Genomic DNA, 19549 nt, shown 5'->3' on the forward strand with positions numbered 1-19549 from the left:
AAGTATAACCTTTACAGAAAGCTTAGTCCAGTTCGATCAAAATACCCTCATCACCATAAAGGCTAATATTTGCTTCTATAGTTTTACCTTCGCGCTCAGGTGAGGTGGCCAGTACAATTGTCCCTTTGTACTCTTGCGTGTTAAGTCTGAAAATACATGGCTTATGGCTCAGGTTTAGCACCACCAAGTATTTTTTGCTTTCGGTTTTACGGATAAATGCTAAAAGTGACCCGTTGGTTACAACTGGCTCATAATCTCCTATGTGAAGCGCAGGTTCCTGCTTGCGAAGCTGTAATATTCGCCTGTAAAAGGAGAGCATAGAGTATGTGTCCTCTCTTTGCGCCTCCACATTTATCCGCTGGAAATTGTATGGCAGTGGAAGCCAGGGCTCGCCGGTTGTAAAGCCCGCATTGTTGCTGCTGTCCCACTGCATAGGCGTGCGCGCAGGATCACGGCTTAGGTCTTTGTCGGGCATATTCAGGCCTTGTGGGTCCTGTACTTTATCCGGTGGAATAGGCACATCTCGCATTCCAATTTCATCGCCATAGTATAAGGTAGGTGTGCCACGTAGGGTAAGGAGTAACATACCAGCCACCTTTGCTTGAGCTTGCCCTACACGGCTGGTAATACGTGGCTGGTCATGGTTTCCTATTACCCAGTTTGGCCATCCTCCCTCTGGCAGAGCACCTTCGTACTCGCTGATATGCGAACTTAGTTTGTGCGCGTCCCAGTCAAGTGTTATCAACGAGAAGTTAAAAGGCAAGTGTGCTCCTTTGTTGTTCGTGCCATAATAGATTATTAGGCGGTGCACAGGCAGATATATTTCACCGATCAAAACACGCGCTTTGTAGGCATCAGTCACTTTTCGCATCTTGGATACGATATCATGTATCTCTGGCTGGTCGGTAGAGTATGCAGGTATCAATTGTTCATAGGTAGCCTGGTGTGGCTTGTAATCGGGGTTAGAAGGGTTGTCTCGCAGCTTTTCATCCTTAATCATGTGCCACATTACGTCTACTCTAAAGCCGTCTACACCCTTGTCGAGCCAGAAGCGCATTACATCAAACATGGCTTGCTGTACCTCTGGGTTGCGCCAGTTCAGGTCGGGTTGCTCCTTTAAAAAGGCGTGGTAATAGTACTGCTGAGTTTTTTCATCCCATTCCCATCCGCTGCCGCCAAATACGCTCAGCCAATTAGTAGGCTCAGAGCCATCTTCCTTAGCATCATGCCAAATGTACCAGTCGCGCTTTGGGTTGTTTTTTGAAGAGCGGGACTCCAGGAACCACGGGTGCTGATCTGAGGTATGATTAGGAACCAGGTCTAGTATTAGCTTCATGTCACGCTTATGCACTTCCTGTATTAGTTGGTCAAAGTCATCAAGCGTTCCGAAGAGGGGATGGATATCACAGTAATCAGATATGTCGTAGCCGAAGTCTGCCATGGGAGAGGGATATATTGGGGATATCCATACAGCAGTGACACCAAGCCACTCCAGGTAGTCTAACCGGCTGATGATACCCTGCAAATCTCCAATGCCGTCTCCATTAGAATCCTGAAAGGAGCGGGGGTATATCTGATAAATTGTGCCTGACTGCCACCAAAGGTACTGCTGTTCTTGCTTCATAGTTCAAAGGTATATAGCTCGCATTTGTTTAGTTAGCTATCTACGCAAGCAGGCTTATGGAGATATCATTCTAGGAAATAAGCACACCGCTCAGGTTTCTGATGCTGCTTTATCTGATACAGTCAATTTTCTTCAAGTAGTAAGTTAACATAGGGTGCATCCGGATTGAGATGCAGTACCAACCTAAGAGAAGGTTTTAGTAAAGGTGGCAGTGCCGCCTGTAGTAGTAAGTAACACAGGTGAGTAGGATGGTTTTTGTGTGCAAGTGAAGAAATAACCAAAAATATTTTTATTGCAATTCTAAGGCTAATACTTCAGGCAAGCTCAAAAAAACAAGCATTTATTGTACTTTGTATTTTGTTGTTGTAATGTAGAAAAATACTTATTTGCATTGATTTATATCTTCATATATTTGCATTTACAAATAAGGCCCTCATTTATACCAAGGGCTCTTTTTTACTTCTTTTAAGTCAGAAATAACAGCTAAACACATAAACAACAAATTATTATTTTATGAAAACACTTTTACCAAAGCTTCTTCTTTTTGTACTGGCAGTAGTTGTTTTTTCATCTTGCCGGCAGACTTACTGTGCAGCATATGCCAGCCACAAAGATAAGCCATTGCATAAGGCAACTTTTCTGAAAGACCACGCTCGCAGATAGTAGCCAAAGCGAATAGGGTAGACGCGTTTTCCCTTGGGGGAGGGACTAACACACATAAAGAAGGAGCCGAACACTAGTGTTCGGCTCCTTCTTTATGCCCTTTGAAGAGAGTAAAGCTGCTAACTTACACGGGTGTTTGGAAGAACTTAGCTAAAGTCTTCTTTTGTAATATTAAGATTACTTTTGGGGGTGCCGCTTATACTTTTGTTTAACCTTGTTTCCTCAACCTGCTCTAAATGCCTTACAAGCTTCATTGTAAGGTTGATGATGTCTTTGTCTGGTTGGTAAACTTGTTCATCTGGTTCTTTGGAGCCTGTTGGTCTAATCTTATTGTGCAGCACCTTTAGGTAAGTAATATAGTTGTCTACTTTACTGCCTAGTAACTTGTAGAAGTCAGGGCTTTCTACGGCCTGGTCTAAGAACCCAACTTTTTGATTTTCTGCCATCCTGATTTCGTGGTATATCATTTGGGCAGCCTCTTCTTTAGATTGTGCTGTATGGTGTAGTCTTTCTAAAAACTGGTTGATTTCAAACTGCATATAGTATGGCTAAAGCTTCTGTCTGGAAGACACTATATACTACAAAAGAAATAATCCCTTTGTTCAACCAGCCTGTAAAAAGCTCGTTCGTGCTTGGTGGGACAGTATGACCAGCTGAACTTTCTAAGGCTATGAATGAAGAGGGTTGTTTGGTGTAACGTGGCTATAGAACTACTTTCTATCACAAATAGATAAGCATACATCGAGGGGCGAAATCAGAGGCTGGTGAGCTGTTCAAGAAACTGCTTTGCTATTAGGTGCAGCTTAGAAAGCAAAAAGGCTTGCAGATTTACATCTACAAGCCTTTTTCGTTAGTAGCGGGGAGCAGAATCGAACTGCCGACCTCAGGGTTATGAATCCTGCGCTCTAACCATCTGAGCTACCCCGCCGAATTGTGGTGCAAATATAGCTGAAAGGTTTTTGAATATGCAAGCATCTTGTCTAAAAAAAAATATTTTGTTTTTCAGATATACATACTTTGAAGAATTAATACTATACTTACTCAGACACTTACAATATCCCTATGACGAGAGAGACGAAGCTGAAATTTGTGCGCGAGTATCCAATAAACGCCTCCGCTAAGCTGCTTTACCCTTACCTGAGCACACCAGGTGGCCTTGCGCAATGGTTCTGCGACGATGCAAGAGTGGATGAGAGCAATATCTTCAACTTCATCTGGGATGGTCGTAACCACTACGCCGAGATGACAGGGCATCGCACCAACAGGTCTGTTCGCTTTCTTTTCCTGAACGAGAACAAAAAGCATACGCCTGACGGACCTTACATCGACTTCATAATCGAGTCCAGCGAGCTAACGCAGGAGCAGTTTCTGAAAGTGGTTGACTATTCTAACGAAGATGATGAGGAGGAATTGGAAGAACTGTGGGATAATTTGCTGCAAAATCTGCGGGAATTAGTAGGAGGGTAGCTAGTTTGCAGGAGTAAAGCGTATCTTTGCACGGTAATTGCTGACAATAGTCAGAGAAAGGCAGCAAATTATTTAGAGTAGCTGCCCACAGTTTTTGCGCATGAAGAAACTTGATAAGCTTATACTCCGGGCTTTTTTTGGTCCTTTCCTATTAACCTTTGCTGTGGTGGAGTTTATTCTGCTCACCCAGTATATGCTAAAGTACCTCGACGAACTGGTTGGTAAAGACCTGGGCGCAGAGGTGTTTGGCGAGTTGCTCTTCTATTTCAGTGTAAACATGGCACCGGTGGCCTTGCCATTGGCAGTGCTTTTGTCCTCCCTCATGACATTCGGTACGATGGGGGAGCACCACGAGCTGACGGCAATCAAAACTTCTGGTGTGGCTCTTACCCGCGTGCTGCGCCCCGTACTGATTGTGGTAACCTTTATTACGGTAGGTGCCTTCTTCTTCAACAACAAGGTGGTTCCAAAGGCTAATCTCAAGGCTTATAGCTTGCTGTGGGATATTCGTCAGAAAAAGCCTGCTATGAACTTTAAGGAAGGGGCGTTCTATAACGGCATCCCAGGCTATAGCATCAAAGTGAATAAAAAGATGAACGATGGGCAGACACTGCGTGAGGTGATGATCTATGACCACACGAAGGGCGGTAATAATACCACGGTTATCTTGGCCGATTCAGGTGAGATGTACATGGATTATAACGACAGCTATCTGGTCTTGGAGCTGTTTCGGGGTAATACTTATGTAGATCAGAATAACTCATCCTTCCGCAATTCCAATGAGCAGTTTGTTCGTCAGGAGTTTGACAAGAGTAAGCTGATGCTGAGCATGGCTTCTTTTAACTTCGACCGTACCCGTGAGGAACTCTTCTCCGACAACAAAATGATGAAGAATATCAAAGAGTTGAACGTAGTAACGGACTCTTTGCGTAGGCACAGCGAACGGGAGAAGAAGCTATATGCCCCTAATGTAGATCCTTTTTACATGTACTTTAAGGCCGATACCGGGCAGGTAAAGAACGGTATCCGTATGCATGAGAAAAAGGTGCAGCGCGAATTGCCTGAACTAACTTCAGAAACACTTGTGCTGGCTACAAATAAGGCCAGAAACATTAAAAGCTTTACTTCCAGTTATGTGGAGCGTGTACGCAATACTCTCCGTGAAGCGAATAACTATGAGGTGGAAATCTGGCGCAAGTATACACAGTCTGTTTCTATCATCATCATGTTCTTGATTGGCGCGCCGCTTGGAGCTATCATTAAAAAGGGTGGTCTTGGTGTGCCAGTGGTAATTTCCATTGTGTTTTTCATTACCATGTATGTGATGACCATACTTGGTGAGAAGTGGGCTCGTGAAGGGCTGGTGTCAGTCGGGGCAGGTATGTGGGCAGCTAACCTGATACTCTTGCCGATAGGTTTGTTCTTCCTGTACCAGGCAAGAAACGACTCTAGCCTGCTGGAGATGGACTTCTGGCGTAAGCTTATGGCACGCCTACGACGCAATAAACTGTGAAAACACTATATAAAGAATTACTAAAAGTTTTTTTTGTAAAAGTAAATTTTATAACTTTGTGGCTTGTATAGCAAGCTTTGCAAGATAAAACAGATTGATATTTTTACGCAATGAGATTAACCACTGAAGCGAAACAAGAGATTTTCGAAAAGCACGGTTTCAACAAGTCTAAGTCTGATACAGGTTCTCCTGAGGCTCAGATCGCTCTGTTCACGACACGTATCGCGGACCTGACCGAGCACCTGAAGATCCACAAGAAAGACTTTAGCACACGTCTTGGTCTTTTGAAACTTGTAGGTAAGAGAAGAAGACTTCTTAACTACCTCCTGAAGAACGATATTGAAAGATACAGAGCTATCATTAGCGAGCTGGGTATCCGTAAATAAGCTTATTGTGTTAGGGAATTCATTATAGGAATTCCCTAATCTTTTTTTTAAGCACCCCCTTTCCCTTCCTCTGAATTGCCAGTACCGACAGTGTTGCAATGGGTGATGCTGTCTTTTTTGATGATAATGATAATTGAAGATGTCCTACAACGCGATTAGTAAAACTATTTTTCTTCCGGACGGCCGGGAGATAACAATTGAAACTGGTAAATTAGCCAAGCAGGCAGACGGATCTGTAGTAGTGAAAATGGGTAACACCATGCTGCTTGCGGCTGTTGTTTCAAACAAAGAAGCCCGTGAAGGGGTTGACTTTTTGCCACTCTCAGTAGACTACCAGGAGAAGTTTGCTTCTTCAGGTAAGATCCCGGGAGGTTTCCTTAGAAGAGAAGCAAGACTTTCTGACTATGAAGTATTGGTTTCGCGCCTGGTAGACCGTGTACTGCGCCCGCTGTTCCCGGATGATTACCACGCAGAAACTCAAATGACAATACATCTGATCTCTGCTGATACAGAGATCATGCCGGACGCACTGGCTGCTTTAGCTGCTTCTGCTGCACTGGCTGTTTCTGATATTCCTTTTAACGGTCCTATCTCTGAGGTTCGTGTAGCTCGCATTGATGGCCAGTTGGTAATCAACCCAAGCGTAACGGACCTGCAGCGCGCTGACATCGACCTAATGGTTGGTGCCTCTATTGATAGCGTGGTGATGGTTGAAGGTGAAATGAATGAGGTTTCTGAAGCAGAAATGCTGGAAGCTATTCAGTTCGCTCATGATGCTATTAAGTCACATTGCCAGGCGCAGCTGGATCTTGCCGAAATGGTAGGTTCTACTGTTAAGCGTGAGTATGTGCACGAAACACATGATGAGGAACTGCGCAAGCGCGTTTATGATGCTACTTATGAGAAAGCTTATGCTGTAGCTAGACGTGGAAGCGCGAACAAAGCTGAGCGTAAAGAAGGCTTTGCATCAGTTCTTGAGGAGTTCATTGCATCTCTGGGAGAGGAGCATGGCTACGATGAGTCACTGATCAAAACTTACTACCACGATGTAGAGAAAGAGGCCGTGCGTAACATGATTCTTGATGAGCGTGTGCGCCTGGATGGCCGTAAGCTGGATGAGATCCGCCCAATCTGGTCTGAAATCAACTACCTGCCAGCAACACACGGATCAGCTATCTTTACCCGTGGTGAAACACAGTCTTTGACAACTGTAACCTTAGGTACTAAGCTTGACGAGCAAATGATCGACAGCGCGATGGTATCTGGTACAAATAAATTCCTGCTGCACTACAACTTCCCGGCTTTCTCAACTGGCGAGGTAAGACCAAACAGAGGTCCAGGCCGTCGTGAGATTGGTCATGGTAACCTGGCACTGCGTGCCCTGAAAAAAGTGCTTCCACCAGAGTCTGAGAATCCGTACACTATCCGAATTGTTTCTGACATTCTGGAGTCTAACGGTTCTTCTTCTATGGCTACAGTATGTGCTGGTAGCTTGGCCCTGATGGATGCCGGTGTTCCTGTTAAAGGTGCTGTTTCTGGTATTGCAATGGGTCTTATCACAAACAAAGAGACTGGTAAGTTTGCTGTTCTATCTGACATCTTGGGTGATGAAGACCACCTAGGAGATATGGACTTCAAAGTTGCAGGAACAAAAGAGGGTATCACTGCTTGCCAGATGGATATCAAAATTCAAGGCTTATCACATGAGGTAATGACACAGGCGCTGCAGCAGGCAAATGCTGGTCGTCTGCACATTCTCAACGAGATGGCTAAAACAATTGAATCTCCTAACCCTGATTACAAGCCACATACTCCGCGTTCATTCAACATGGTGATTGATAAAGAGTTTATCGGTGCTGTGATTGGACCAGGTGGTAAAGTGATCCAGCAGATCCAGAAAGATACTGGTGCTACGATCATCATCGAAGAGAAGAACGAGAAAGGTCACGTGAACATTTTTGCCAGCAACCAAGAGTCTATGGACACTGCTGTTGCCAAAATACGTGGTATCGCAGCTCAGCCTGAAGTTGGCGAAACATACATCGGTAAAGTTAAGTCTATCCAGCCTTACGGTGCCTTTGTAGAGTTCATGCCTGGTAAAGATGGTTTGCTACATATCTCTGAGATCAAGCACGAGCGCCTTGAAACCATGGACGGCGTGCTGGAAATAGGCGAGGAGGTAAAAGTGAAACTTATCGATGTTGACAAGAAGACTGGTAAGTTCAAGCTCTCTCGTAAGGCTATCCTTCCGAAGCCAGGTGCTGAGGAGAACAAATAACACCTGACATAGTATAACTCTTGGTGCCTGGCTGCAGTGGCTCGATAGGCACCAAGAGTTTTTATTCTCAATCGCCGAAGACTGCATCTTGATTTTATTCTTAAGATGTAAGAACTTTGCGCGATTTTCTGATGTTAAGTCACCGAGCCAAAACCTAAGTTTTTACATTTTTTTGAATAACACATACTCTGATGAGACAACTCAAGATAAGCAAACAGATAACGAACCGCGAAAGCCAGTCACTGGACAAATACTTGCAGGAGATTGGTAAAGTTGATTTGCTTACTCCGGACGAAGAGGTGTCGCTGGCACAGAGAATTAAAGAAGGAGATCAGTTTGCGCTTGAGAAGTTAACTAAAGCCAACTTGCGATTTGTGGTATCGGTGGCAAAGCAGTATCAGAACCAGGGCCTTTCACTAGGCGACCTTATCAACGAAGGTAACCTCGGTCTGATTAAAGCCGCTAAGCGATTCGACGAAACAAGAGGTTTCAAATTCATTTCTTACGCTGTATGGTGGATCCGTCAGTCAATTCTTCAGGCACTTGCCGAGCAGTCTCGTATTGTTCGTCTGCCCCTGAACCGTGTCGGGTCACTTAACAAAATCTCTAAATCATTCTCAGAGCTTGAGCAAAAGTTTGAGCGTGAGCCATCGCCTGAAGAAATAGCCGAAGTGTTGGAACTGACTACTGCAGAGGTAGTAGACACTTTGAAAATTTCTGGCCGCCACGTGTCTGTGGATGCACCTTTTGTACAGGGTGAAGAAAACCGTTTGCTGGACGTGTTAGAGAATGAAGACGAGGAGTCTCCAGACATGGGCCTGATGAACGACTCACTTCGTAAAGAGGTACAGCGTGCCCTTTCTACTCTGACTAAACGCGAGGCTGACGTTATTACTTTGTACTTCGGGCTTAACGGTGAACACTCTCTTACACTAGAGGAGATTGGTGAGAAGTTTAACCTGACACGCGAGCGTGTGCGTCAGATTAAGGAGAAAGCTATCCGTAGACTTCGCCATACTTCCAGAAGCAAAGCATTGAAGCCGTACCTAGGCTAATTGCATTAAAAAATCTTGAAAAGCCCTGGCCAAAAGCCAGGGCTTTTTGTTTTATACATAACAGAATATAGGCTTTTTGCCTGACCGGATGCAGGCTAAGGCACAGAAATTTTGTATACTTGCAACCTAATTTCTTTTAGACCAAAGACAGTAATGGAAATAGAAAAAGTAAAATGCCTTATCATTGGCTCAGGGCCTGCTGGTTATACTGCAGCAATCTATGCCTCTAGAGCAGGACTTAACCCAGTTCTTTACCAAGGGTTACAACCAGGAGGCCAGCTTACCATCACCAACGACGTAGAGAACTACCCAGGTTACCCTGAGGGAGTTATGGGACCGCAGATGATGGAAGACTTCAAGAAACAAGCTGAGCGTTTTGGTACGGACGTACGCTATGGTATAGCTACTACCGTGGATTTTTCCTCTCAACCACATAAGGTTGTTATCGACGACCAAAAAACAATAGAAGCTGACGCCGTAATCATATCTACAGGAGCATCAGCTAAATGGCTAGGCCTGGAATCAGAAGCTCGTTTGAATGGTAATGGGGTTTCTGCCTGTGCCGTGTGCGATGGCTTCTTTTACCGTGGACAGGATGTAGTGATAGTTGGCGCTGGTGATACTGCTGCTGAGGAAGCAACTTACCTTTCTAACCTCTGCAAGAAAGTATATATGCTGGTACGCCGCGAAGAAATGCGTGCTTCTACAATCATGCAGGAGCGTGTAAAGAAAACTCCTAATATTGAGATTCTGTGGAACACAGTTACAGATGAGATTTTAGGTAAAGACGCTGTTGAAGCTGTGCGTGTGAAGAATGTGGTGACTAATGAAACGCGCGAGCTACCAGTGCAGGGATTCTTCGTTGCTATCGGTCACGAGCCTAACTCAGGGATTTTCAAAGATTATTTGAACCTGGATGAAAATGGCTACATAAGAACCATTCCGGGTACTGCCAAAACGAACATCGATGGCGTATTTGCTTGTGGTGATGTGCAGGACTTCACTTACCGCCAAGCTGTTACGGCTGCTGGTTCCGGATGTATGGCTGCGCTTGACGCAGAGCGCTATTTGGCCGCAAAGGGTTTGCACTAAAATATGATACCTGAACTGCACTAGCGTTCATCTTTTCTTGTGTTAAGTGGCCCTAGGTGTACCACAATAAAATGGCTGAGCTGCAGTTTTATTTAGCGAAAGATGTGTTGCGGAGTGGCAGCACAGCCAACCTTTTGATGCAAATGCTGAAAATAAAAGCACCCTTAATTTTTGTACTGTTTGCAATAAGTATGCTGTGCAGTACCGGGAGCGCCCGAGCGCAGGGTAAAGTTAAAGATCTGTTCAAGGTAAAGACTCCGAAGATAGATTATGTACGTCCTGATACTACCATCCTTATCAAATATGAGGACTTTCCTGATGAGGACTCTGATGCAGATCAGTCGATCTATTTCAATCCGAAGAAGGAGCTCTCTATAGTTAGTGAGGATACTACTGAACTAGATCTGGGCGAGCAGCATATCGTGGAGATGTCGGAGGAGGTATTGGTTGATTCTACCTGGATCAGGATTGCCGGATACTATGCTATCTGGGACACCAGAAATATCAACCCATATCGTATGGATGCCCGGCAGTTGAAGGATACTGTAGACATCAAGCTGTATGATCCTGCTAACAACAGGGAGTATAAGATGCCACTTGATAAAACACCTATCACAAGTCATTTTGGTGCACGTGGAGGCCGCTGGCACTATGGTACTGATATAGATCTTGATACAGGGGATTCTATTTATGCTGCTTTTGATGGAGTGGTAAGAATCAATAAGTGGGATGGTGGCGGCTACGGCAATTATATTGTGGTGCGCCACTATAACGGTCTTGAGACACTTTACGGGCACATGAGTAAAGCCATCTCACAACCAGGAGACTTTGTAAAGGCTGGTGAAGTGATAGGCTTGGGTGGAAGTACCGGGCGTAGCTCCGGACCACACCTACACTATGAGGTGCGTTATCAGGGAAATCCTATGGACCCGGAAAATATATATGACTTCCCGGATTACCTGCTTAAAGGAGAAAGCTATCAAATCACTTCCGCAGTATTTAACTATGCTAACAGAGCGAGAAGTGGAACCAGCAGTGCAGGTCGCAGGGCAGCATATCATAAGGTACGTAGTGGCGATACGCTTTCAGGCATCGCTAAAAGGTATGGGGTGTCTGTAAGCCAGCTCACAAAGCTGAACGGCATCACTACCCGTACTACGCTTCGTGTTGGGCGATCGCTGCGTATTAGATAACAACTAAAGAAGAATGAAATTAGATATACTTGCTTTTGCCTCACACCCCGATGATATAGAACTTGGCTGTGCGGGAACATTAATTTCTCATGTTGATGCCGGATATAAAGTCGGTATTGTAGACCTGACAGTTGGGGAGCTTGGAACGCGTGGTACTCCTGAGGTACGGTTACAGGAAGCAGCCGATGCTGCTAAAGTAATGGGCATCAGTGTACGGGATAACTTAGGAATGGCTGACGGTTTCTTCCAGAATGACCGCGAGCACCAACTTAAAGTTATAGAGGTACTGCGGAAGTATAGACCAGAAATTGTAATTGCCAATGCTATACATGATCGTCACCCTGATCATGGCAGAGGTTCTGCTTTGCTAACTGAGTCTTGTTTCAAGTCAGGTTTGAAGATGATCAAAACACAGAACGAGGCAGGAGAGGAGCAGGAAGCATGGCGACCAAAGGTGGTTTATCATTACATTCAGGATCGCCTTATTACGCCAGACTTTGTTGTGGATGTAACGCCATACTGGGAAAAGAAGATGGATGCTATTCGTGCCTTCAAGTCCCAGTTCTTCAACCCTGATGACACTTCTCCTAACACCTATATCTCGTCTCCAGAGTTTTTAGACTTTGTGGAGTCAAGAGCAAAGGAGCTAGGCCATGCAATTGGAGTAACCTACGGGGAAGGCTTTACGAAAGAACGCTTCATTGGCGTAAAGAACATGTTTGACCTAATTTAAGAGACAATATGCTCAAGCGTTTCATCACTTTAATGTGAAACGTACATAAACAAAAATCCCTGTGCTATCTCTTATAGCACAGGGATTTTTGTTTCAGCAGCAAAGGCTTGTCTTACAGTTTTATACTCCGATCATATAGAGTCAACATGCCAGGTACTTTAAACAAAATAACAAGTAGGCTGGTTGTGGTGTACTTAAGAGTTAATTAAAGTGTGCCTTTATGAATAATAAAACTATTTTGCTGGCTAGCCGACCCATGGGTATGCCTACTAGTGAGAACTTCAAGTTCGAAGAGCGTGATGTGCCAACATTGCAGGAGGGGAAAGTACTGCTGAAAGCCCTGTTTGTTTCCGTTGATCCCTATATGCGTGGACGTATGAGTGATGCGGAATCTTATGTAGCCCCTTATACAGTAGGAGAGCCTATAGTGGGTGGCGTGGTAGCAGAAGTAATTGAAAGTAAGATTCCGGAGCTGCCAAAAGGAACAGTGGTGCAAGGAGCCTTGCCATGGCAACAGTTTTCTGTACATGCTGGTGAGGGACTAATCCCAATAGATCCTAATCTGGCACCCCTCAGCTATCATTTGGGCATTTTAGGTATGCCTGGTCTAACAGCATATTTTGGTCTGCTCTACATTGGTGATCCAAAGCCGGGTGAGACAGTAGTAGTTTCAGGGGCAGCAGGTGCTGTTGGTACAGTAGTAGGTCAAATTGCAAAGCTGAAAGGTTGCCGCGTAGTTGGGGTAGCAGGTTCAGAAGATAAAATCGCTTATCTAAAGGATGAGTTAGGTTTTGATGAAGCGATCAACTACAAAACAACCGGTAGTATAAAAGAGGCCATCAGCAATGCTTGTCCTGATGGGATAGATGTTTACTTCGACAACGTTGGCGGAGAGATATCAGACGCTGTTTACCTCCGTTTAAACAACTTTGCCCGTATTGCTGTCTGCGGTCAGATTGCGTATTATAACAGCACTACTGTGCCCACTGGCATGCGTGTAGAACCAATCTTGCTTAAAAAGAGCGCCTTAATGAAAGGGTTCATAGTCAGAGATTATGCAAAGGACTTTGCTGTAGCAGCAAAAGACTTGTCTGCGTGGGTTAAAGAAGGGAAGCTAAAGTACCAGGAAACTATAACAGAAGGCTTCGAAAATATACCGGAGGCATTTCTGGGCCTTTTCAGTGGGCAGAACACAGGCAAACAGTTAGTAAAAGTAGCAGAGCGGGAGGTTTAATATAAGCGGTTTTGCAAGATGCTTATACCTCAGGTAATACCTCTTGTGAAAGACTATAAGCTGACTTCTACCGAATTTTAAGAATATAATAGATTAACCTATATGAACAATTTCACCTTTTATAACCCAGTAAAGATACTTTTCGGCAAAGGGCAGATCAGTGCCATAGCACAGGAAATACCTGCTGGATCACGTGTCATGATAACCTATGGTGGTGGCAGCATCAAGAAGAACGGAGTCTATGACCAGGTAATGGAGGCTTTAAGGGATTATGAGGTACTTGAATTTCAAGGTATTGAACCTAATCCTCATTACGAAACATTAATGCAAGCCGTAGATATAGCAAAAAGAAAGCAGGTTGATTTCTTTTTGGCAGTTGGTGGAGGCTCTGTTATTGATGGTACTAAGTTCATTGTTGCTGCTGTAGAGTATGAGGGGGCAGATCCGTGGAATATTCTGGCAAAGCGTGAGCGTGTAACAAAGGCAGCTCCTTTTGGTGCAGTACTTACCCTGCCTGCCACAGGATCTGAGATGAATTCAGGAGCCGTCGTGACACGTGTATCCACAAAAGAGAAGTTATCATTCGGAAGCCCTTTTACATTTCCGAAGTTCTCTGTGCTGGATCCTGAGACCACTTTTACACTCCCAAAGCGACAGATCAGCAATGGCGTTGTAGATGCTTTTTCGCATGTGCTGGAGCAGTATCTGACTTATCCTGTTAACTCACCTCTTCAGGACCGTATGGCCGAAGCTGTTCTCTTAACACTGAAAGAGGAGGGGCCAAAGGCTGTGCAGAATCCTCAAGACTATAATACTATGGCCAACTTTATGTGGGCCGCTACTATGGCGCTAAACGGTGTTATACGTGTAGGTGTGCCTACTGACTGGGCGACACATTATATTGCTCATGAACTTACTGCTCTGCATGGTATTGATCATGCAAGAACATTGGCTGTTGTTTTCCCAGCTCTGTTACGCTACAAGAGTGAGGACAAAAAAGAGAAGCTACTGCAGTATGGAGAAAGAGTATGGGGCGTTGATAGGGGTACAGAAGATGAGCGCATTGAGGCAACTATACAAGCTACAATTGCCTTCTTTGAATCGCTGGAGGTACAGACAAAACTACGTAATTATGAAGTTGGCCAAGATACAATTGACACCATCATCCGTCGCTTCGAAGAGCGCGGAGTGAAGGATCTAGGTGAGCGCGCTGACATACAAATTGAAGATGTAAAGCAGATCTTGATGTTGAGCCTATAGTTCCTCAACTATCTATTCATCATAAAAGAACAGCCGGGGCTAAAACTCCGGCTGCTTTTTGCTTATAATCTGTTTATCAATAAAGCATACTCTTTAGAAGGTAATTGTACTACTTTTGACTGTTGTCAAGCAATATTCGGAACAGTATCGAAAAAGTGCATCTTCAATTATATTAAATTATGAAGATACACTCTTCTGTGTGGTTTATAAGAGAAGCAATACAAGCAACAGTTTAAATCAAGTCTTCTTATGGCTTTTGAACACTAGAAGCAAGTAGCAATCTTAGCTCATTATAAGTCTTTTATCACTTGATAATTGTCTTTTGCTATCCTTTTATAATCAAATATCGGTATTTATTATCTTTGATATAATTGTACTAAATAATCAACACATATTTGTTATAGTCGTTAAAGAAATTGGCTGCTTTTAAGCAGTTATAGCTTATTGTTTAACTAACTTCTTTTTTGCTATGAACAAACTGATGATGAAAGGAAAGATGTTGCTACTTATTATGATGTCATTGATAGTAGCGACATCGTGTGATGATGACGATGATGACATTGATCTAGATCAACTAACAGAGGAGAGCTTTGTGCAACAAGCAGGTATCAACAACCTGTTTGAAATTAGAACAAGCGAAGTAACTGTAGACGATGCAGAGACAGCTGAAGTTCGCCAATTTGCGGAGCAAATGATAGCAGATCATACAGCCGCCACAAACGAATTGAAAGCTCTTGCTGATGCTAAAGGCTTGACCGTGCCGACATCACTTCCACAAGACAGACAAGCAATAGTGCAGAGATTAGAAGGTAAGGAAGGCGTGCCTCTTGATCAAGACTATATGGATGTTCAGGTTCAGTCGCATATAGAGTCAGTTGCACTTTTTGAGCAGGCTGCAGATGAGCTGGATGATGAAGAATTAAGAAACTTTGCCGAACAAACTCTTCCGTTACTCGAGGCGCACCTTGAAATGGCACGTGAAATAGAAGAAATGACGAACGAGCTGGAGTAAAACAACTTAAAATTGACACTCCCACGCCTAAAGGCAGTAGGATTCTTGGGCTACCGAACCATTGTCCTTGTATATCTCCCAAGCTGAAACGGTCTGCCCGACCGCCTTATTTCTTATATTACTAGCTGCGTTCACATCCCTGTCCAGGACGTGTCCGTTAACACAGGTCCAATACCTGTCTGATAGCTGCAGGTCGGTGTTGCGCCAACCACAAACCCAGCAGTCCTGGGAGGTATGGTTGGGGGCTACTTTATGAAACTCCCGACCATACCACCTGGACTTGTAGGCTAACATCTGCACGAACTGATACCATCCAGCGTCCGATATTGATTTGGCTAACTTGTGGTTCTTGAGCATATGCTGCACTTGCAGGTTCTCAACTACAATCGCTTGGTTCTCGCGAATGAGTTGCGTGGTCAGCTGGTGGTGGAAGTCCTTGCGGGTGTTGCTCACTTTCAGGTGCAGCCTGGCCAGCTTTGCGACAGCCTTGCGCCTGTTGCTGCCACCTTTCTTCTTCCTCGATACAGCACGTTGCGCTCTCCTTAACTGGTGCTGGTAGCGATACAGGTGCCTGGGATTATCCACCACCTGACCGTCTGAGGTGACCACAAAGGACTTGATACCCATGTCCAGCCCCAACACGTTTGTCACTGGTGGAAGCGGTGCTATCTCCACCTCACAGCACAGGGCCACATGCCACCCATCAGCTTCCCTGACCACGCTGGCTGTCCTGATAACCCCCTGCACATCCTGTGACTTGCGGTACTTGACTTTGCCGATTTTCGGTAGCTGGACTGTACAGGTATTCTCGTGCAGCTTCACCCCCTGCTTGTAGGTGAAGGAGCGATACTGGCCTCGCCTGGCGAACCTGGGGAATCCCTTGCCCTGCTTGAAGAAACCATCGTAGGACCTGAACAATCTATCTGTCACCTCCTGTAAAGTTTGTGAGTGTACGCACCCGATCCATTCCACGTCCCTGGCGATAGCAGAGAGCTCTTGCTGCATCTGGTTCTTGCCGATGGAAAGCCGGTGGTTTGTGTACAACTGCTTCTTATAGTCCAGGCAGAGGTTGTAGACATACCGGCACGAGCCAAGCCACTGTGCGAAAGCCTGAGCTTGCGCCCTGGTGGGTTTGAGTCGGAAGCGGTATGTCTTGATCTGGTTCACGGCTGCTTTTGGCGCCTTGCCCGGTGCAGGGCATGTTTGCTGCAGCAAAGGTAACAGCCGGCAAGTGCAGGCGGTAGAACATAGGGTAAAATCGAACCCAGCAAAAGTGAAGGGATGCTGCACCACATCGAGTGGTTCAAAAAGAAAACCAAATTCATCCCTTGGCTAAAGCCCCAAGTGTTAGGGCTTTCTTTGGCATTTTCTCGTAAATAAATTCTTGGCACCCGTATGAATAGGTACGGGTGCTTTTTTATGAGTTATTTTGTTCGATAGCCTTTGTATCTAAAATACCACCGAAGATAATCTTCACCAAACCGTCGAAAACAGCTCCAGGCGTTTTGGGCATATCCTGCAGTAGCTCTGCTGGCACTTGCTCGGTGAAGTCAGGGTTCAGGATAGTCTCTAAGGCGCTGGCATAAAGTAACACAGCCATAGTGCGGCTAATATCTGTGCGTACATAGCCCTTTCTGTAGCCTTCATCTAAGAGGGTGGTAAAGCGAAGGAAAGCCGCATCTGCCTTATATTTTTGTAATTGCTGCCAGGCAGAAGGAGCATTTTTCTTTATGTCCAGCACGAATCCCGGGTTTATGTCATGGAGTTTAGTAGCTACATAACTGAAAATATGACTGATCTTTTCAGGAAAGGGCATTTGCTCATTGGCTAAAGTATGCTCCACCTCGTGCTGTATATCCTGACCATGCTGCTTGATAATCACATTCAGAATATCCTCCTTGCCAGAAAAATATTGGTACAGCGTCTTTTTGCTCATGCCAAGCCTTTTTGCCAGGTCGGCCATAAGCACCTTGCTGTAGCCATGAGTAAAGAACATAACTTTTGCTTCGGCTATGATTCTGTCGCGGGGATTATCAGGATTTACCATAGGGAGTAAGCTTTTAGGGGAAATTTTACTGGCAGTGTCTTTCATGCCTTTTGAGAGCATTGAGTAATACTACTGTCGCAAATATATATATTAACTTATTAAACTAGTGGTTTTACACACAAGTTATACCACCTGGCTTAGTTGCTTCTGCCACAAAAGCTAATTTGCCGTAATTCAAAAATAAATGTACCTGTTGCACTAATTCCCTTATACATATGTTCTGCATGCAGCGCAAACTTTAGCAGGCCTGCTTTTGCAATACACCTACTTGGATTAAATTAGGTGAAGCAGAAAGAGATACTGAAATTTATCCTGTTGAAGAATAGATCATAAAATTCATATATATCTGAAAGCTAATTTATAAGGATTCTTTTTCAAGGAAATTTTATTAAATGTAATTTGTATTTTCAGCAGTAGTCTTCTAACTTGCGTCAAGCAATCCAGGATAAGACAACTGGGAAATGCTACATAAACAGACGACAGTTAGTTAAAACATTTAAAATAATGCTGAACAAAGTACAGATGCTTACTACTTGTGCAGCCTTCAGCCTTTATAAGACAATCTAACTTTTAGCCAATGCTAGACATTATCAACTTAATTGCATTCTCCGGTATTTTTAATGTATTGTTCTTTTGGTATGCATCTACCAAAATGAGCTCAAAGCCGGATCCAATTAAAACTTTGATTGTATCGTTTGTTTTCTCAATACCGCTTAGCTTCTTATTGATTGGTGTTTATACAACTATGCTAATTTACGCGGTTAAGAACGGAGCCAGCGAAGATGCCATGTGGGAATACATGGAGCAAGAGGAACTACAATAGCTTGAATTACTTTATTAATATACTTCTGAAACAAGAAAGCCACCCATGCAGGTGGCTTTCTTGTTTCAGGTAATTTATTTTGCTAGTAGCCTAACCCTAGTGGCTGCCTGCGCTGCTTCCAATATCAGAGCCGCCGTCCTGAACATCGGCGCTACCTCGGCTACCACTTTTTTGAGAAGGAGCCCCACCAAACTCTCCCCTAAGCACATCGTCATTGTCTACTTTTTTGCGCTCACCAGTAGGGTTGATGTGAGGTACTTTGTTTCCCTCATTGATGGTTTTGTTTAGATCTTCGTTCTTGAGCTTGTCTTTATTTCTATCGTTGGTGTTCATAATTATTAGTTTTAAAAGTTATTATACTTCTTAGGGTGTCCGCGTATAGCCTTAACCTATGGCTTAGTAGCGGTCATCCTTGTTATTTCTGTTTCTTTCATTCTGCTCCGGATGCCGACTGGTATAATTGCCATGGTAGCTATGTCTGCGTCCTGTCAATGGGTCATAATGTCTGTTCCAATCTCTGTCGTAGTTGCTGGACCCATCATATCCAAAGCTAAGGGAACCTGCCTGGTTGCCATAGTTTGCGCCGCCGCCTTGTCCGTAATAATCAGGACCGTAATCTGGATTAAAGTTACCTGAAGCGCTATATCCGTCGCGGTCACTTATGCGATCGTGTACACTGCGATGTTGTTGATTTGAATCACCGCCAAATCGGGTGCCATAACCACCAGTTGAACGATAATGCTCATCCCTGTTGTTAGAATCGCGGTACCGGCTGTTCATGTTATAGTTATCATGGTCGTAACCACGGTTGCGGTCGTTGCCGCGGCTATAGCTGTTGTAATCCTGGTTATAGTTGCGGTTGTAGTCGTTGTTATAGTTTTGATTATAGTCATTGCCTCTGCGGCGATTTTGATCACGGCTATCGAAACCATCCCAGGTAGACTCATTTCTGTGGTCGCTGGTAGTGTCTAAGCGGTAAGCGCCACGGTAACTATCCTCATCTGTCCTTTGCCGGTTATCGTAGCGATCCCTGTTATCTCTATCATCGTCTCGATTCCAATAGTTTCCTTCCATAATTAATAGCGTTTTGGTTGAATTGTATACTTTTTAACGCATGTCATGCCCTGAGGTTTAGGACATGCTTAACCTATTGGCAGGTCAATACCGTA

Annotated in this window: 18 protein-coding genes and 1 tRNA gene; 12 read left to right on the forward strand and 7 right to left on the reverse strand. The window is 44.4% G+C overall.

What is annotated here, in order from left to right:
• Nucleotides 1–22: 22 nt before the first annotated feature.
• From PKOR_RS17310 to PKOR_RS17320, 3 genes are all read right to left on the reverse strand, one after another.
• A complete protein-coding gene (locus PKOR_RS17310; protein ID WP_046312393.1) occupies nucleotides 23–1624 on the reverse strand; it encodes an alpha-amylase family glycosyl hydrolase in 1602 nt (533 codons plus the stop codon).
• Nucleotides 1625–2433: 809 nt separating this feature from the next.
• Complete coding sequence (locus tag PKOR_RS17315) at nucleotides 2434–2826, reverse strand: hypothetical protein (RefSeq protein ID WP_046312394.1); 393 nt, start codon at nucleotides 2824–2826, stop codon at nucleotides 2434–2436.
• A gap of 315 nt (nucleotides 2827–3141) precedes the next feature.
• Nucleotides 3142–3215, reverse strand: a tRNA-Met gene (locus tag PKOR_RS17320).
• 134 nt (nucleotides 3216–3349) lie between these two features.
• Between PKOR_RS17320 and PKOR_RS17325 the strand changes: the two genes are divergently transcribed.
• From PKOR_RS17325 to PKOR_RS17375, 11 genes are all read left to right on the forward strand, one after another.
• Complete coding sequence (locus PKOR_RS17325) at nucleotides 3350–3754, forward strand: START-like domain-containing protein (protein ID WP_046312395.1); 405 nt, start codon at nucleotides 3350–3352, stop codon at nucleotides 3752–3754.
• Nucleotides 3755–3854: 100 nt separating this feature from the next.
• Nucleotides 3855–5267: an LptF/LptG family permease gene (locus PKOR_RS17330; protein WP_046312396.1), complete on the forward strand. Its 1413-nt coding sequence runs from the start codon at nucleotides 3855–3857 to the stop codon at nucleotides 5265–5267.
• A gap of 110 nt (nucleotides 5268–5377) precedes the next feature.
• Nucleotides 5378–5653, forward strand: a complete 276-nt coding sequence (gene rpsO, locus PKOR_RS17335; protein WP_046312397.1) for a 30S ribosomal protein S15 — start codon at nucleotides 5378–5380, stop codon at nucleotides 5651–5653.
• Nucleotides 5654–5792: 139 nt separating this feature from the next.
• The gene (gene pnp, locus PKOR_RS17340) at nucleotides 5793–7931 is read left to right on the forward strand and encodes a polyribonucleotide nucleotidyltransferase (protein WP_046312398.1); all 2139 of its coding nucleotides are present in this window, start codon (nucleotides 5793–5795) and stop codon (nucleotides 7929–7931) included.
• Nucleotides 7932–8122: 191 nt separating this feature from the next.
• A complete protein-coding gene (locus PKOR_RS17345; RefSeq protein WP_025605096.1) occupies nucleotides 8123–8986 on the forward strand; it encodes a sigma-70 family RNA polymerase sigma factor in 864 nt (287 codons plus the stop codon).
• Between the two features lie 153 nt (nucleotides 8987–9139).
• Nucleotides 9140–10078, forward strand: coding sequence for a thioredoxin-disulfide reductase (gene trxB, locus PKOR_RS17350; RefSeq protein WP_046312399.1), 939 nt, complete (start codon nucleotides 9140–9142; stop codon nucleotides 10076–10078).
• A 143-nt stretch (nucleotides 10079–10221) separates the two neighbouring features.
• Entirely contained in the window at nucleotides 10222–11271 is a 1050-nt protein-coding gene (locus PKOR_RS17355; protein WP_071843228.1) for a M23 family metallopeptidase, read from the forward strand.
• A gap of 13 nt (nucleotides 11272–11284) precedes the next feature.
• Nucleotides 11285–12004, forward strand: a complete 720-nt coding sequence (bshB1, locus tag PKOR_RS17360; protein WP_046312400.1) for a bacillithiol biosynthesis deacetylase BshB1 — start codon at nucleotides 11285–11287, stop codon at nucleotides 12002–12004.
• A 220-nt stretch (nucleotides 12005–12224) separates the two neighbouring features.
• The gene (locus PKOR_RS17365; protein ID WP_046312401.1) at nucleotides 12225–13238 is read left to right on the forward strand and encodes an NADP-dependent oxidoreductase; all 1014 of its coding nucleotides are present in this window, start codon (nucleotides 12225–12227) and stop codon (nucleotides 13236–13238) included.
• A 102-nt stretch (nucleotides 13239–13340) separates the two neighbouring features.
• Nucleotides 13341–14498, forward strand: coding sequence for an iron-containing alcohol dehydrogenase (locus PKOR_RS17370; RefSeq protein ID WP_046312402.1), 1158 nt, complete (start codon nucleotides 13341–13343; stop codon nucleotides 14496–14498).
• A 469-nt stretch (nucleotides 14499–14967) separates the two neighbouring features.
• Entirely contained in the window at nucleotides 14968–15510 is a 543-nt protein-coding gene (locus PKOR_RS17375) for a DUF4142 domain-containing protein (protein ID WP_046312403.1), read from the forward strand.
• A 27-nt stretch (nucleotides 15511–15537) separates the two neighbouring features.
• Here PKOR_RS17375 and PKOR_RS17380 read toward each other — a convergent pair whose 3' ends face one another.
• On the reverse strand, nucleotides 15538–16803 hold the full coding sequence (locus tag PKOR_RS17380) for an RNA-guided endonuclease InsQ/TnpB family protein (protein WP_084694826.1): 1266 nt from the start codon (nucleotides 16801–16803) through the stop codon (nucleotides 15538–15540).
• Nucleotides 16804–16927: 124 nt separating this feature from the next.
• On the reverse strand, nucleotides 16928–17602 hold the full coding sequence (locus PKOR_RS17385; protein WP_235336674.1) for a TetR/AcrR family transcriptional regulator: 675 nt from the start codon (nucleotides 17600–17602) through the stop codon (nucleotides 16928–16930).
• 637 nt (nucleotides 17603–18239) lie between these two features.
• Here PKOR_RS17385 and PKOR_RS25680 point away from each other — a divergent pair.
• Entirely contained in the window at nucleotides 18240–18380 is a 141-nt protein-coding gene (locus tag PKOR_RS25680) for a hypothetical protein (protein WP_235336676.1), read from the forward strand.
• A gap of 96 nt (nucleotides 18381–18476) precedes the next feature.
• Here the strand turns inward: PKOR_RS25680 and PKOR_RS17395 are convergent, their stop codons facing one another.
• Entirely contained in the window at nucleotides 18477–18713 is a 237-nt protein-coding gene (locus PKOR_RS17395) for a hypothetical protein (protein ID WP_046312405.1), read from the reverse strand.
• 63 nt (nucleotides 18714–18776) lie between these two features.
• Nucleotides 18777–19454, reverse strand: coding sequence for a hypothetical protein (locus PKOR_RS23645; RefSeq protein WP_052738930.1), 678 nt, complete (start codon nucleotides 19452–19454; stop codon nucleotides 18777–18779).
• Between the last annotated feature and the right edge of the window lie 95 nt (nucleotides 19455–19549).

Source organism: Pontibacter korlensis, assembly GCF_000973725.1.
GTDB classification, from domain to species: domain Bacteria; phylum Bacteroidota; class Bacteroidia; order Cytophagales; family Hymenobacteraceae; genus Pontibacter; species Pontibacter korlensis.

Coding starts and splice junctions, on each gene's coding strand:
- PKOR_RS17310 (WP_046312393.1), bottom strand. CDS start 1,624: ATGAAGCAAGAACAGCAGTACCTTTGGTGGCAGTCAGGCACAATTTAT.
- PKOR_RS17315 (WP_046312394.1), bottom strand. CDS start 2,826: ATGCAGTTTGAAATCAACCAGTTTTTAGAAAGACTACACCATACAGCA.
- PKOR_RS17325 (WP_046312395.1), top strand. CDS start 3,350: ATGACGAGAGAGACGAAGCTGAAATTTGTGCGCGAGTATCCAATAAAC.
- PKOR_RS17330 (WP_046312396.1), top strand. CDS start 3,855: ATGAAGAAACTTGATAAGCTTATACTCCGGGCTTTTTTTGGTCCTTTC.
- rpsO (WP_046312397.1), top strand. CDS start 5,378: ATGAGATTAACCACTGAAGCGAAACAAGAGATTTTCGAAAAGCACGGT.
- pnp (WP_046312398.1), top strand. CDS start 5,793: ATGTCCTACAACGCGATTAGTAAAACTATTTTTCTTCCGGACGGCCGG.
- PKOR_RS17345 (WP_025605096.1), top strand. CDS start 8,123: ATGAGACAACTCAAGATAAGCAAACAGATAACGAACCGCGAAAGCCAG.
- trxB (WP_046312399.1), top strand. CDS start 9,140: ATGGAAATAGAAAAAGTAAAATGCCTTATCATTGGCTCAGGGCCTGCT.
- PKOR_RS17355 (WP_071843228.1), top strand. CDS start 10,222: ATGCTGAAAATAAAAGCACCCTTAATTTTTGTACTGTTTGCAATAAGT.
- bshB1 (WP_046312400.1), top strand. CDS start 11,285: ATGAAATTAGATATACTTGCTTTTGCCTCACACCCCGATGATATAGAA.
- PKOR_RS17365 (WP_046312401.1), top strand. CDS start 12,225: ATGAATAATAAAACTATTTTGCTGGCTAGCCGACCCATGGGTATGCCT.
- PKOR_RS17370 (WP_046312402.1), top strand. CDS start 13,341: ATGAACAATTTCACCTTTTATAACCCAGTAAAGATACTTTTCGGCAAA.
- PKOR_RS17375 (WP_046312403.1), top strand. CDS start 14,968: ATGAACAAACTGATGATGAAAGGAAAGATGTTGCTACTTATTATGATG.
- PKOR_RS17385 (WP_235336674.1), bottom strand. CDS start 17,602: ATGAAAGACACTGCCAGTAAAATTTCCCCTAAAAGCTTACTCCCTATG.
- PKOR_RS17395 (WP_046312405.1), bottom strand. CDS start 18,713: ATGAACACCAACGATAGAAATAAAGACAAGCTCAAGAACGAAGATCTA.
- PKOR_RS23645 (WP_052738930.1), bottom strand. CDS start 19,454: ATGGAAGGAAACTATTGGAATCGAGACGATGATAGAGATAACAGGGAT.